General features: G+C 60.4%; 16 protein-coding genes and 1 tRNA gene. 10 read left to right on the top strand and 7 right to left on the bottom strand.

The features are described 5' to 3' along the window. Positions 1-42: 42 nt before the first annotated feature. From VOY09_RS15430 to VOY09_RS15415, 4 genes are all read left to right on the top strand, one after another. Entirely contained in the window at positions 43-546 is a 504-nt protein-coding gene (locus VOY09_RS15430) for a YbjN domain-containing protein (RefSeq protein WP_322895169.1), read from the top strand. Between the two features lie 75 nt (positions 547-621). Next, entirely contained in the window at positions 622-1,437 is an 816-nt protein-coding gene (proC, locus tag VOY09_RS15425; protein ID WP_322895168.1) for a pyrroline-5-carboxylate reductase, read from the top strand. Beyond that, positions 1,430-1,768, top strand: coding sequence for a tRNA-binding protein (locus VOY09_RS15420; RefSeq protein WP_322895167.1), 339 nt, complete (start codon positions 1,430-1,432; stop codon positions 1,766-1,768). The genes proC and VOY09_RS15420 overlap by 8 nt, the downstream gene beginning before the upstream one ends. Beyond that, positions 1,765-2,718 carry a D-glycerate dehydrogenase gene (locus VOY09_RS15415; protein WP_322895166.1) on the top strand — a complete coding sequence of 318 codons (954 nt, stop codon included), beginning with the start codon at positions 1,765-1,767 and terminating at the stop codon, positions 2,716-2,718. The genes VOY09_RS15420 and VOY09_RS15415 overlap by 4 nt, the downstream gene beginning before the upstream one ends. Positions 2,719-2,850: 132 nt before the next feature. Here VOY09_RS15415 and VOY09_RS15410 read toward each other — a convergent pair whose 3' ends face one another. Next, positions 2,851-4,053, bottom strand: coding sequence for a pyridoxal phosphate-dependent aminotransferase (locus VOY09_RS15410; RefSeq protein ID WP_322895165.1), 1,203 nt, complete (start codon positions 4,051-4,053; stop codon positions 2,851-2,853). 80 nt (positions 4,054-4,133) lie between these two features. Between VOY09_RS15410 and VOY09_RS15405 the strand changes: the two genes are divergently transcribed. The 3 genes from VOY09_RS15405 to VOY09_RS15395 all read left to right on the top strand — a co-directional run bounded on the left by VOY09_RS15405 (position 4,134) and on the right by VOY09_RS15395 (position 5,387). Beyond that, positions 4,134-4,529 carry a helix-turn-helix transcriptional regulator gene (locus VOY09_RS15405; RefSeq protein WP_322895164.1) on the top strand — a complete coding sequence of 132 codons (396 nt, stop codon included), beginning with the start codon at positions 4,134-4,136 and terminating at the stop codon, positions 4,527-4,529. Continuing rightward, positions 4,526-4,798: a succinate dehydrogenase assembly factor 2 gene (locus tag VOY09_RS15400; protein WP_322895163.1), complete on the top strand. Its 273-nt coding sequence runs from the start codon at positions 4,526-4,528 to the stop codon at positions 4,796-4,798. Before VOY09_RS15405 ends, VOY09_RS15400 begins: the two co-directional genes overlap by 4 nt. A gap of 67 nt (positions 4,799-4,865) precedes the next feature. Next, positions 4,866-5,387: a MarR family winged helix-turn-helix transcriptional regulator gene (locus VOY09_RS15395; protein WP_416236762.1), complete on the top strand. Its 522-nt coding sequence runs from the start codon at positions 4,866-4,868 to the stop codon at positions 5,385-5,387. 18 nt (positions 5,388-5,405) lie between these two features. Here VOY09_RS15395 and VOY09_RS15390 read toward each other — a convergent pair whose 3' ends face one another. From VOY09_RS15390 to glpX, 4 genes are all read right to left on the bottom strand, one after another. After that, a complete protein-coding gene (locus VOY09_RS15390) occupies positions 5,406-5,834 on the bottom strand; it encodes a VOC family protein (RefSeq protein ID WP_322895162.1) in 429 nt (142 codons plus the stop codon). A 100-nt stretch (positions 5,835-5,934) separates the two neighbouring features. After that, a tRNA-Glu gene (locus VOY09_RS15385) sits at positions 5,935-6,009 on the bottom strand. Positions 6,010-6,084: 75 nt separating this feature from the next. Further along, complete coding sequence (gene recJ, locus VOY09_RS15380) at positions 6,085-7,845, bottom strand: single-stranded-DNA-specific exonuclease RecJ (protein ID WP_322895161.1); 1,761 nt, start codon at positions 7,843-7,845, stop codon at positions 6,085-6,087. Positions 7,846-7,936: 91 nt separating this feature from the next. Continuing rightward, a complete protein-coding gene (glpX, locus tag VOY09_RS15375; protein ID WP_322895160.1) occupies positions 7,937-8,902 on the bottom strand; it encodes a class II fructose-bisphosphatase in 966 nt (321 codons plus the stop codon). A gap of 230 nt (positions 8,903-9,132) precedes the next feature. On the opposite strand from glpX, the gene VOY09_RS15370 reads away from it, so the two are divergent. Further along, on the top strand, positions 9,133-9,411 hold the full coding sequence (locus VOY09_RS15370; protein ID WP_322895159.1) for an excalibur calcium-binding domain-containing protein: 279 nt from the start codon (positions 9,133-9,135) through the stop codon (positions 9,409-9,411). Between the two features lie 6 nt (positions 9,412-9,417). Here VOY09_RS15370 and VOY09_RS15365 read toward each other — a convergent pair whose 3' ends face one another. Further along, complete coding sequence (locus tag VOY09_RS15365) at positions 9,418-10,704, bottom strand: homoserine dehydrogenase (RefSeq protein WP_322895158.1); 1,287 nt, start codon at positions 10,702-10,704, stop codon at positions 9,418-9,420. A 54-nt stretch (positions 10,705-10,758) separates the two neighbouring features. Further along, positions 10,759-11,040, bottom strand: coding sequence for a hypothetical protein (locus tag VOY09_RS15360; RefSeq protein ID WP_322895157.1), 282 nt, complete (start codon positions 11,038-11,040; stop codon positions 10,759-10,761). Positions 11,041-11,068: 28 nt separating this feature from the next. Between VOY09_RS15360 and VOY09_RS15355 the strand changes: the two genes are divergently transcribed. Together VOY09_RS15355 and VOY09_RS15350 are read left to right on the top strand one after the other, a co-directional pair. Next, positions 11,069-11,656: a TetR/AcrR family transcriptional regulator gene (locus VOY09_RS15355; protein ID WP_322895156.1), complete on the top strand. Its 588-nt coding sequence runs from the start codon at positions 11,069-11,071 to the stop codon at positions 11,654-11,656. 15 nt (positions 11,657-11,671) lie between these two features. Next, complete coding sequence (locus VOY09_RS15350) at positions 11,672-12,157, top strand: hypothetical protein (RefSeq protein WP_322895155.1); 486 nt, start codon at positions 11,672-11,674, stop codon at positions 12,155-12,157. Positions 12,158-12,295 lie beyond the last annotated feature (138 nt).

Below are 12,295 nucleotides of genomic sequence, written 5' to 3'. Positions count from 1 at the left end.
GCCACGCCATGGACCCTACGCCAACAAAGTGAGGCCGAGCATATGGCATTGTCCGAACATTACCTTGATGCTGACGATCTGCATCCGATCGATCTGGTCGAACATATTGCAGAACACCATGACTGGGAATTTGACCGCATCCATGACGACCAAATCGCCATGGCAGTCGAAGGCCAGTGGCGCAGCTATTCGATCACGCTGGCCTGGTCGGCCTATGACGAAACCCTGCGCCTGATCTGCACCTTCGAGATGGAACCACCCGCAGACCGCAAACCTGTGCTTTATGAAACGCTCAATGCGATCAACGACCGGCTTTGGGCCGGGTCGCTGACATGGTGGGATGAACAAAATCTGATGGTCTACCGCTATGGTCTGATGCTGGCGGGCGATCAGGTGGCAGGTCCCGATCAGATCGACACGATGATCAGTGCGGCGGTGAATGCCTGCGAACAATATTATCCCGCGATCCAGCTGGTGACCTGGGGCGATCAGACGCCGAAACAGGCGCTGCAAGTCGCGATTGCCGGCGCTTACGGGCGCGCCTGAAAATTTCGCCAGGACGGGTTTCCACTGGTTCTGGCGTGGCGTAACCTTTTGCAAAGACGACAAGAGGGACGCTGAATGACAATGAATGATGTGGCCGAACGTGGCCTTGTGTTGCTGGGCTGCGGCAAGATGGGGTCAGCCATGCTGGCGGGCTGGTTGCGCGGCGGGTTGCCGCCGACATCGGTCTATGTGATCGACCCGCATCCATCCGATTGGCTGCAACAGCAAGGCGTCCATATCGGCGCTGACCTGCCAGACAGCCCCGCCATCGTGGTCATCGCGGTCAAGCCGCAGATGATGCAGGCGGCCCTGCCTGATGTGAAGGCGCTCGGCACGGGCAAGACGCTGGTGATTTCCATCGCCGCAGGCACGCCGCTTGCCGCGTTCGAGGCTGCTTTTGGTCCCGCCACCCCCGTGATCCGCGCGATGCCAAATACACCCGCTGCCATCGGGCGTGGGATTACTGCAGTGATCGGCAATGCCAAGGCCACGACTGCCGATCTGGCATTGGCCGAGGTGCTGATGCAGGCCATCGGCCAGACCGTTCGGCTGGACGATGAATCGCAGATGGATGCCGTCACTGCCGTGTCGGGCTCCGGCCCCGCCTATGTCTTCCACATGATCGAGGCTTTGGCGGCTGCCGGTGTCGCCGCAGGTCTGCCTGCGCAGATGGCGATGGATCTGGCCAAGGCGACGGTCGGTGGCGCTGGGCAACTGGCCGAAACCGCCGATGAAGACCCGGCGCAATTGCGCAAAAACGTGACCTCCCCCAATGGCACCACGCAGGCGGGGTTGGAGGTTTTGATGGATGACGCCAATGGCCTGCCCGATCTGATGCGCCGCACCGTAGCGGCTGCGGCGGCGCGGTCAAAGGAACTGGCCAATGGCTGAAATTTCCTTTGACGATTTCCTGAAGGTCGACGTGCGCGTCGGCATCGTGACCCGCGCTGAACCCTATCCAGAGGCGCGCAAACCCGCGATCAAGCTCTGGATCGATTTCGGTGATGAGATCGGCGAGAAAAAGACATCGGCCCAAATCACCGTGCATTACGCGCCGGAAACGCTGGTCGGCAAACAGGTTTTGGCGGTGGTGAATTTCCCACCCCGCCAGATCGGCAAATTCATGTCCGAGGTACTGGTATTGGGCATGCCCGATGCAGACGGCGCTGTCGTGCTGGTCGGACCGGATCAAAATGTGCCTTTGGGGGGGCGGTTACATTGAAAAAACTTCTGATTACAAAAACTTTGCCGGATGCCACGCTGAATGCAGCACGCGCGCGGTTCGACGTGACCCTGCGCAGTGAAAACAAAGGGCTGACCGTGGAGGAGGCCGCCGCCGCCCTGCGTGACTATGATGCGATCCTGCCGACCTTGGGGGATGGGTTCACCGCCGATGCTTTCACGGGCGAAATTCGCTGCGGCGTGCTCGCCAATTTCGGTGTTGGCTATAATCATATCGACGTTGCAGCAGCGACCGCCGCCGGTGTCGCCGTGTCGAACACGCCCGATGCCGTGACCGATGCCACCGCCGATATCGGCCTGACGCTGATCCTCTCCGCCTGCCGCCGCGCGGGTGAGGGCGAACGCATCGTACGCGCGGGCACCTGGAAAGGCTGGCAACCTACCCAGATGCTGGGCACCCATGTCACTGGCAAAACAGTCGGGATCGTCGGCATGGGCCGGATTGGGCAGGCCGTCGCGCGGCGTTGCCATTACGGGTTCGAGATGCCGGTGCTCTATTTCAACCGCTCACCCAAGGCGGTCGACCTGCCCGCACAGCAGGTTGCGACATTGCATGATCTGATGGCGCAAGCCGATATCATCGTCGTCACCGTGCCGGGTGGCGGCAGCAATACCAAGCTGATTGATGCCGCCGCTTTGGCCGCGATGAAACCGACAGGCATTTTCGTCAATATTGCCCGTGGCGATGTGGTGGATGAAGAGGCGTTGATCACGGCCTTGCAAACCGGCCAGATCGCGGGGGCAGGGCTGGACGTTTATGCCAAGGAACCCTATGTACCCGAAACCCTGCGCGCCTTGGAAAACGTCGTGCTGCTGCCGCATCTGGGCACCGCCGCTTTGGAAGTACGCGAGGCGATGGGGCAGATGGCGCTCGACAATATCATTGCCTGGGATGAGGGTCGCCCGCTGCCGCAGGGCGTCCTGTCATAAGGTTCTGCCTCTCGCCGCGTATATCATGAATGGCAAAAACCTTCCCCGCGGGGAAGGTGCACTCGCTTTGTTTGAAATACTCCCGCCGGAGGCAGCTCAAGGCATCCTCCGGCACAAGACCCGCTTTACAGGTTAGCTTAAACCTTCACAAAACCGGATGATCCGCTGGCAGGCTTCAGTCAACGCCTCATCCGAGGTCGCATAGCTGACCCGGAAATTCGGCGACAGGCCAAAGGCCGCGCCAAACACCACCGCGACGCCGGTTTCTTCCAACAGCGCCGTGGCGAAGGTTTCGTCATTGTCGATCAGCACGCCACCGGCACTGGTTTTGCCGATGCAGTCCGCGATGGACGGATAGACATAGAACGCACCCTCGGGCGTTGGGCAGACCAATCCGGGTGCTTGGTTCAGCATCCCGACCACCAGATCGCGGCGGCGCTGGAACAGCGCGTTATTGGGTGCCAGAAAATCCTGCGGTCCGTTCAAAGCCTCGACCGCTGCATATTGGCTGACCGAACAGGGGTTCGATGTCGATTGCGACTGTACCTTGCGGATCGCCTTGATCAAATGCTCCGGCCCTGCGGCATAGCCGATCCGCCAGCCGGTCATCGCATAGGCTTTGGACACGCCATTCACCGTCAGCGTGCGGTCGTAAAGCTGCGGTTCTACCTGTGCCGGGGTGCAGAATTTGAAATCACCATAGGCCAGATGCTCATACATATCATCCGTCATCACCCAGACATGGGGATGGCGCAGCAGCACATCGGTCAGCGCCTTCAACTCATCCCAGGAATAGCCCGCACCTGTGGGGTTCGACGGAGAGTTGAACAGGAACCATTTGGTCTTGGGCGTGATCGCTGCCTCTAGCTGCGCGGCGGAAATCTTGAAACCCGATTCCAGTGTCGCTGAAACCGTCACCGGGGTGCCACCGGCCAGAAGCACCATATCAGGATAGCTGACCCAATAGGGGGCGGGGATGATCACCTCATCACCGGGGTTCAGCGTTGCCATAAAGGCGTTATAGAGTACCTGTTTGCCGCCCGTTCCGACGGTGACCTGTGCAGGCACATAGGTCAGGTCGTTGTCGCGCTGAAACTTGGCGCAGATCGCCTGTTTCAGCTCGGGGATACCATCGACAGCGGTGTATTTCGTCTTGCCCTCGGCAATCGCGCGGACGGCGGCGGCCTTGATATTGTCGGGCGTGTCGAAATCCGGCTCGCCCGCGCCAAGGCCGATGATATCGCGGCCTTCTGCCTTTAGCTCTGCCGCTTTGTTGGTCACGGTGACAGTGGGGGATGGTTTCACGCGATCAAGAGTCGCAGACAGAAAAGTCATGGGGATGTCCGGTGGTCAGAGTGCAATCAACGTGACATAAGATCAACCAAGCCGTCATAGCAAGAACCAAGGAGCATGATGTGACTGAAACAGACACAGATTGGTATAGCGCCGAGGCCGCGACCTTTGGCGACCGGCTGGCTGGCGCACGCGAGGCGGCGGGGCTGAGCCAGAAGGATCTGGCGAAATCGCTGGGCGTGAAACTCTCGACCTTGGCCTCTTGGGAAAATGACACGGGCGAGCCGCGCGCCAATCGGTTGCAGATGCTGGCAGGCATGTTGGGTGTCTCTCTGGGCTGGCTGATGACAGGGCAGGGTGATGGCTTGGCCGCGCCCGACGATGCCGTCGAAATGCCCGCTGATGTCGCCGCCCTGATGCAGGAATTGCGCAAATTGCGCGCGCAGATGGGCCAGACGCTCGACCGGATGGGGCAAGTGGAAAAACAACTTCAGACAGCATTGCGCAGGGTAGTATGACGGAACTCATCGAACATAAACGCAAGCGGCTGCATATGCGGTCGATGCGGCGCGGGATCAAGGAAATGGACCTGATCCTGTCGGCCTTTGCCGCCGAATATCTGGCCGCGATGGATGCCGATGAACTGACACTTTACGATGCGCTGTTGTCCGAGAATGATCATGATCTTTACGGCTGGGTCGGCGGGCAATTCGCCGTCCCTGATATCTATGCCGATCTGATCGCGCGGATTGCCGAAGGCGCGCAGGGGGTCACGCGGCCTGTGTGAGCGTCTTAACCGAATGTTGGTCTTTCTGCCTTAGACAGGTGGCAAGACAGCAGACGGAGCTTTCGCAATGACCATCCACACCGACCTTGGCGGCCGCGACACAGCGGGCCTGTCCGCGGCGCGTAATGCATCCTTTATGGCCTCATATCTTGAGGTGCTGACGCTGGTCGAACGGCTGCATCGGCTGATGCTGGATGTGATCAAGGATGAGTTTGAACGGCTGGGCCTGCTCGATATCAATGCGGTGCAGGCCTTGCTTTTGTTCAACGTCGGCGAGAATGAGGTGACAGCGGGCGAGCTGAAAACCCGCGGCTATTACCAAGGATCGAACGTATCCTATAATCTGAAAAAACTGGTCGATCTGGGCTATATGCATCACGAACGCAGCGAGATTGACCGCCGGTCCGTGCGGGTGCGGCTGACCGCGAAAGGCCGCAATGTCCGGCAGATCATGACTGAGCTTTTCGCCACCCATGCCGATGGGCTGGTCGACCGGCAGGTACTGACACATGCCGGTCTGGAAGATATCACCGCCGCCCTGCGCCGGGTCGAAAGATACTGGACCGAGCAGATCCGCTATATCTACTGACGCGAGGCACGCGATGGTTTACCAATGGCCGGTGTTTTCCATGCTGGCCCAAGGCTCTGCCTTTGGCAGGGCGTCGCCTTCCTGCAGCAATTCGATGGAGATATTATCGGGCGAGCGCACGAAAGCCATATGCCCGTCGCGGGGCGGGCGGTTGATGGTCACGCCATTATCCATCAGATGCTGGCAAACCTCATAGATATTGCCAACGCGGTAAGCCAGATGGCCAAAGTGACGGCTATCCGAGGGCAGACCATCATCGCCATCCCAATTATAGGTCAGCTCAACCGGGCATTCCTCTTGCCCTTCGGGCGCCATGAAGACGAGCGAGAAGCGGCCTTGTTCATTGTCGATCCGTTTGGTTTCGCGCAGACCGAGCAGTTCATAGAAAGCCATTGATTTTTCAAGGTCTTTCACACGCACCATGGTATGGAGATATTTCAATGTCATCAGGATATCCTTTGCAGTTCCGTGCAAAGCCTAACCTGCGGAACGGCGATATGAAACGGCAAAACCGTCAAGTTATCGCGATGAATGCGGGGGAAACCAATGGCAGTCCCTAGGGGAATCGAACCCCTCTTTCCAGGTTGAAAACCTGGCGTCCTAACCGATAGACGAAGGGACCGCAGTTGGTGTCGCGCTTTTAGGCAAAGCCCGCAGCGCGCGCAAGGGGTTAATTACGCTTTTTGCAGACTTCTTTTCAATGCGCGGGGGCGGCGTCTTCCAGACGCAATTGCACCGATTGACGGCCTTGCCAGACATTGACCTCTAACCGCCCGGCCAGATGGAATCGCGCGCCGTTATGGTGCAGCAGGGCAGGGCCAAGGGGCCCATCCATCGCGCCGAAACTGATCGCATCGATCCGCGCGCCCAACCCGTCGCCAAAGGTGATCTTGACGTGATTGTCCCCGACCTGTTTGGCAAAAAGAATCTGGCAATCGGGAAAGGCGAAACGTGGTGCAGGCGCGCCCGCACCAAAAGGGCCAGCATCATCGAGCAATGTGACCAGATCGACGTTGGCAGCCCCCGGCATCAGCATGCCATCCAGCCGCAGATCGGCAGGCCCCAAAGCGCCCGCGCCTTGTTTGTCCAGCAATTCCGCCAGCCGCGCCATGGCGGGTTCCAGATTGTCCTGTGTCACGCTCAACCCGGCGGCCATCTTATGACCACCGCCTTTGATCAGCAGCCCCTCACTGGCCAGCCGCTGGATCGCCGCGCCCAGATCGATTCCGGAGACTGACCTGCCCGAGCCTTTGCCGATGCCATCCTCAAACCCGATCACCACGGCGGGGCGGTTGGTGGCTTCCTTCAGCCGTGCGGCAACGATTCCCACCACGCCGGGATGCCAGCCCTCACCGGCAGCCCAGACCAACGGGCCATCGGTGCCGCGCGCCTCGGCCTGGGCGATGGCGATATCGCGCACCGCCTGTTCCACGGCCCGCCGTTCGGTGTTGAGCTGATCCAGCATATCCGCCAGATCGCGCGCCTCTGACGGATCATCGGTAGCAAGCAGGCGCGCGCCCAGATCGGCCTTGCCGATCCGGCCCCCGGCATTGACGCGCGGCCCCAGCAGAAACCCCAGATGATGCGATGTGGGGGCCGCATCGAGCCCGGCCACATCGGCCAGTGCGGTCAGGCCGGGACGCTGGCGGCGCGCCATCACTGTCAGCCCTTGGCGCACAAAGGCGCGGTTCACCCCGATCAGCGGGGCGACATCGGCCACCGTGGCCAAAGCCACCAGATCGAGCAATCCGATCAGATCCGGCCCCTTTTGGCCCGCAACACGCCATTGCCTGTTCGCCTCGACCAGCATCAAAAACACGACACCGGCGGCACAAAGATGCGCCAGATCGCCGGTTTCATCCTGCCGGTTCGGGTTCACCACGGCCACAGCATCGGGCAGGGTTTCCCCGCCAAGGTGATGGTCCAGCACGATCACATCCGCGCCTACGGCAGCAGCAATCGGGCCATGTGACAAGGTGCCACAATCGACGCAGATGATCATATCATGGGCGGCGGCCAGCATCGCCATAGCGTCATCATTGGGGCCGTAACCTTCGTCGATCCGGTCGGGGATATACAGCGTCGCCTGCATCCCGATCTGGCGCAGCCAGACCAGCAGCAAAGCTGCCGAGGCACCGCCATCGACATCGTAATCGGCAAAAACCGCGATCCGCTGGCGCTGCGCCACCGCCAGCAAGAACCGCGCGGCGGCCTTTTCCATATCGCGCAGAACGCGCGGATCCGGCAATAGGGCGCGCAGAGTCGGTGCCAGAAACAGATCTGCCGTTTGCGACGTCACACCGCGCTTGGCCAATATCCGGCACAAAGGTGCTGGCAGGTTGGTCGCCTGCGCCAAAGCCTCTGCCGCGCGACTTTCCTGCACCGAAGGCCCGACCCAGCGGCGGCCCGTCAAAGACGCAGTGACGCCCAAAAACCCATGATCTTGTGGTATATTCATACCCGCATACTACCAGCGGCGCGGCCCCAGCGCCACGCCCGTCTTCTTTTTTCCAAAAATACTCCCGCGCGGCAGGCGGCGCGGCAGCGGCTTACTTGGTGGGATTGCGGTAGATCATCCGCCGGACCGACCCGGTCTTGGACCGCATCAGGATGGTTTCGGCAGTCACGAAGCCGACTTCGCGCTTGATGCCGGGCACAAGTGAACCGTCGGTCACCCCGGTCGCGGCAAAGATCACGTCGCCGGTGACCATGTCATCGCGGGTGTAGACGCGGTCAAAATTGGTGATCCCTGCCGCCTTGGCGCGGCCCCGTTCGTCATCATTCCGGAACAGAAGCCGGCCATAGATCTGGCCGCCCATGCATTTCAGCGCGGCAGCAGCAAGCACACCTTCCGGCGCGCCGCCCGATCCCATATACATATCGATCCCGGTCAGATCGGGTTCGGCGCAATGCATGACACCCGCAACATCGCCATCCGTGATCAGCCGGATCGCGGCCCCGGTGGCGCGCAACTCGTCGATCATCGCCTCGTGCCGGGGGCGTTCGAGGACGCAGACAGTGATGTCGTTGGTGGAGCAACCCTTGGCGGCGGCCAATGCCGACACACGTTCTGCAGGCGACATATCGAGCGTCACGACACCAACACGAAAACCGGGCCCAATCGCCAGTTTGTCCATGTAGACATCGGGCGCATGCAGCATCGACCCGCGTGGCCCCATTGCGATGACGGCCAGCGCATTGGGCATGTCCTTGGCGGTCAACGTCGTGCCTTCCAGCGGGTCCAGTGCGATATCCACGCCCGGCCCGTTGCCGGTGCCGACCTCTTCCCCGATATAAAGCATCGGAGCTTCGTCGCGTTCACCTTCGCCGATCACCACGACACCTGCGATATCAAGCTTGTTGAGCTGGGTGCGCATCGCATCGACCGCCGCCTGATCGGCAGCTTTTTCGTCGCCACGCCCGATCAGGGGCGCGCAGGCAATGGCAGCAGCCTCCGACACGCGGGCCAATCCCAGTGACAGGTTGCGGTCGTTGAAATCAAGAGGCGTCGGCATAAGGATATTCCTTTGGTATGTTCACGCTCCCGTAAAGCGTGTCCATGTGACGCCCGCAAGACTGTTTGCGCTAAACCAAGGCCCGGAGTGTGGTCGGGCGTCTGGCTTTACCCTTTGCCGCGGATGCGAAGAAAGTCTGCACGGCGCAGAACTATTGCTCGCGTCAAATGCATTCTGGTCATAACATCAATCGTATTTGATCTACCATTTTTCAATCGAGGCATTTTATCATGACAAGAGTCTTATTGGCGGTTCCGTTTTTGCTGTTTTCTGCACCTTTTGCTGTGGCCCATGGTGGCGGTCTTGATGCGAGCGGCTGCCATACCCAGCGCAGCACCGGGCAATATCATTGCCACAGGGCACAAGCACCACAACCGCCGTCCAATGGTTTTTCATTCCGCAATTGCACCGAGGCTCGCGCCGCCGGCTACAGCAATATCCGTGCGGGCACCTATGGCTATGGTTTGCACCTTGATCGGGACCGGGATGGTGTTGGTTGCGAAAGTTAAGACCGGCTAAACCGCCTCGATCCGGATCGCGACAGGGTCGCCGTAGACCACGCCTGTCTCTTTAAACGCTGCCAAAGCCTCGTCCAGCGCTGTGCGTGTCGTTTTATGCGTCACGATCAGCACTGGGGCTGCGGTATCGGCATGGTCGTATTGGCGCATCCGGTCGATGGAAATCCCCGCATCGCCCAAGGCGCGGGCGACTTTTGCCAAGGCACCCGGTTTGTCGAGCAGTTTCATCCGCAGGTAATAGGGCGCTGGAACGGCCGCCTGCGCCGCCCGTGCGCGCCGCAATGTCGTCGCTGGCTGTCCAAAGGTCGCGATGCGGATGCCGCGCGCGATATCCATCACATCGCCCATCACCGCGCTGGCGGTCGGGCCTTCACCGGCACCGGCCCCGCGCAGCACGATCTGGCCGACATAATCGCCTTCCAGCACGATCATATTGGTGCCGCCCTGCAATTGTCCCAAAGGTGATGTATCTGGCACCAGACAGGGCGACATGCGCTGTTCCAGCCCGCGCCCGGTCATCTGCGCGACACCCAACAGCTTGATCTTGAACCCCATATCGGCGGCATGGTGGATGTCGTCGATGCTGACAGCGCCGATTCCTTCCAATTGCACCGCGTCAAAATCGACCTGCGTGCCAAAGGCGATCGAGGCGAGCAGCGCCAGTTTATGGCCCGCATCAATCCCGCCCACATCGAGTTCGGGGTCCGCTTCGAGATAGCCAAGCGCGTTGGCCTCATCAAAAACTTCCTGATAGCTGAGGCCCGCATTTTCCATCCGGGTCAGGATGTAATTGCAGCTGCCGTTCATGACGCCCATGATCCGGTGGATGTCATTGCCAGCCAGACCTTCGGTCAGGGCTTTCACCACGGGAATGCCGCCCGCCACGGCCGCCTCGAACCGGATCACACGGCCTGCGGCCTCTGCTGCCAGTGCCAAGGCGTGCCCATGCACGGCCAAAAGCGCCTTGTTGGCGCTGACCACATCCTTGCCTGCCGCAATCGCCGCTTCGGTGGAGTCTTTGGCCGCACCATTATGACCGCCCATCACCTCGACAAACACATCCACATCATCACGCTGGGCCAAGGTCACCGGATCATCTTCCCAGACATAGCCGGACAGGTCGACGCCGCGGTCCTTGTCACGGCTGCGTGCGGAAACGGCGCTGATCGTGATCGCACGGCCAGATCTTGCGGCCAGCAGATCCGCATGTTTCTGGATCATCCGCACGACACCCACGCCAACGGTGCCCAGTCCTGCAATGCCGAGGCGTAAAGGTTGTGTCATGCTGTCAAATCCATCTGTGTCGGGTTTCCCGCGCGGTGTAGCGAATAGGCAGGGCTACTGCAACGCGCCGGGATCGATCTGGCGCAGGGCATCGGCCCTTTGTTGCAAGGCCGCTAATCTGGCATCGATTGCGCTATCCTCTGCCGCAACCGGCGCGGGCGGATCAGTCAGCGGCAACAGCCGCGGATAAGGCGCGGCGCGGGCGGCATCAGACAGGCTGCCGTCCAGTGCCGGAATATCCGCACAGGCCGTCAGGGCAAACAGGAAGGGCAGGGCATAGCGCATGTGGCAGACAATAGACACGCGCGGGATATCGCGGCAAGTCGGGCTTTTCATTTGAACATCCGTTCAGTTAGATGCGGTCATGGCGCGTAAACAAGGTTCTCATTCCGATATCACCGGCCCGAGGGTGCAGCAAACTGCGCTGCGCCTGATCGCGCGGTATGGCTATGCTGCCGTATCGATGCGCCAGATCGCGGCAGAGGTGGGTGTGCAGGCTGGTGCGCTGTACAACTATACGACCGATAAACAAAGCCTGCTGTTCGATCTGATGCGTGCGCATATGGACGATGTGCTGGGCGCGCTTGCCGCCGCGAAGATCGAAGGTGATCCGCGAAAGCGGCTTGACGGGTTCACCCGGTTTCATATCCGGTTTCACCTGCCCCGGTCGGATGAGGTTTTTGTCTCTTACATGGAATTGCGCAATCTTGACCCGGAAAATTTCGCCACGCTTGAAGCGATGCGCCGCGAATATGAAACCGCCTTGGAAAATATCCTGCGCGACGGCGTCGCAGAAGGTATCTTTGCCGTCCCCGATACCCGCGTGGCAACCATGGCGATTATCGCGATGCTGACCGGGCTGAGCCATTGGTATCGCGAAGGTGGGCGGCTGCGCATGGATGCGATCGAAGATATTTATTGCGACCTCGTGCGCAAATCCGTCAGTTGCTGACGCGAAAGGATGTCCATGTTCCAGCCTGACCAGAATGGTGTCATCGCCATCGTCCATGCCTCGCAGCCGCGCCGGTATTTCGCTTGTGCGGTGATGTTCGTGCTGGGGGCGACCCTGATCTATACCGCGCTGGCGCAGCCGCCCGCGCTGCCTTGGTTGCTGTTCCTGCTGACCTTTGGCGGCGCGGCGCTGTGGCTGGGCGAAAGGCTGTGGCGCGCGACCCAATGGGGCATTGTGCTGACCGAAACCGAATTGCGCGACACATCGGGTACTTTGCTGGCGCGGCTGGATGAGGTCAGCCATGTGGACAGGGGGGCGCTGGCGATGAAGCCTGCCAATGGCTTTACCCTTGTGCTGACCGCAAGACATGGGCGCGGCTGGGCCCCCGGCCTGTGGTGGCGGGTCGGCAAAAGGGTCGGCGTCGGCGGTGTGACGGCTGCGGGTGAAACAAAATTCATGGCCGAACAGATCGCCCAGCGCCTGAAAGGGCGAGATCGCTGATGGCGCGCAGAGCGCAGGGCATTTGCCTGCGCAACCGGCGCTTTCTGGTCCAAAGGGTCGATTTTCGCGGATTGCCTGATTTTTCAACATCTCTTTGAAAAACCTTCCTATGCTGGTGTCATGGCCGTTTCGGCCCGC

It is taken from the genome of Yoonia sp. 67-2 (assembly GCF_035117555.1).
Classification (GTDB): Bacteria; Pseudomonadota; Alphaproteobacteria; order Rhodobacterales; family Rhodobacteraceae; genus Yoonia.
Note: the sequence above shows the minus strand (reverse complement) of the source record. Positions and strands in the feature narration are given on the sequence as shown.

Excerpts from the sequence above, each read along its gene's own strand:
- VOY09_RS15430 (WP_322895169.1), top strand. The coding sequence starts at position 43 with ATGGCATTGTCCGAACATTACCTTGATGCTGACGATCTGCATCCGATC.
- proC (WP_322895168.1), top strand. The coding sequence starts at position 622 with ATGACAATGAATGATGTGGCCGAACGTGGCCTTGTGTTGCTGGGCTGC.
- VOY09_RS15420 (WP_322895167.1), top strand. The coding sequence starts at position 1,430 with ATGGCTGAAATTTCCTTTGACGATTTCCTGAAGGTCGACGTGCGCGTC.
- VOY09_RS15410 (WP_322895165.1), bottom strand. The coding sequence starts at position 4,053 with ATGACTTTTCTGTCTGCGACTCTTGATCGCGTGAAACCATCCCCCACT.
- VOY09_RS15400 (WP_322895163.1), top strand. The coding sequence starts at position 4,526 with ATGACGGAACTCATCGAACATAAACGCAAGCGGCTGCATATGCGGTCG.
- VOY09_RS15395 (WP_416236762.1), top strand. The coding sequence starts at position 4,866 with ATGACCATCCACACCGACCTTGGCGGCCGCGACACAGCGGGCCTGTCC.
- VOY09_RS15390 (WP_322895162.1), bottom strand. The coding sequence starts at position 5,834 with ATGACATTGAAATATCTCCATACCATGGTGCGTGTGAAAGACCTTGAA.
- recJ (WP_322895161.1), bottom strand. The coding sequence starts at position 7,845 with ATGAATATACCACAAGATCATGGGTTTTTGGGCGTCACTGCGTCTTTG.
- glpX (WP_322895160.1), bottom strand. The coding sequence starts at position 8,902 with ATGCCGACGCCTCTTGATTTCAACGACCGCAACCTGTCACTGGGATTG.
- VOY09_RS15370 (WP_322895159.1), top strand. The coding sequence starts at position 9,133 with ATGACAAGAGTCTTATTGGCGGTTCCGTTTTTGCTGTTTTCTGCACCT.
- VOY09_RS15365 (WP_322895158.1), bottom strand. The coding sequence starts at position 10,704 with ATGACACAACCTTTACGCCTCGGCATTGCAGGACTGGGCACCGTTGGC.
- VOY09_RS15360 (WP_322895157.1), bottom strand. The coding sequence starts at position 11,040 with ATGAAAAGCCCGACTTGCCGCGATATCCCGCGCGTGTCTATTGTCTGC.
- VOY09_RS15355 (WP_322895156.1), top strand. The coding sequence starts at position 11,069 with ATGGCGCGTAAACAAGGTTCTCATTCCGATATCACCGGCCCGAGGGTG.
- VOY09_RS15350 (WP_322895155.1), top strand. The coding sequence starts at position 11,672 with ATGTTCCAGCCTGACCAGAATGGTGTCATCGCCATCGTCCATGCCTCG.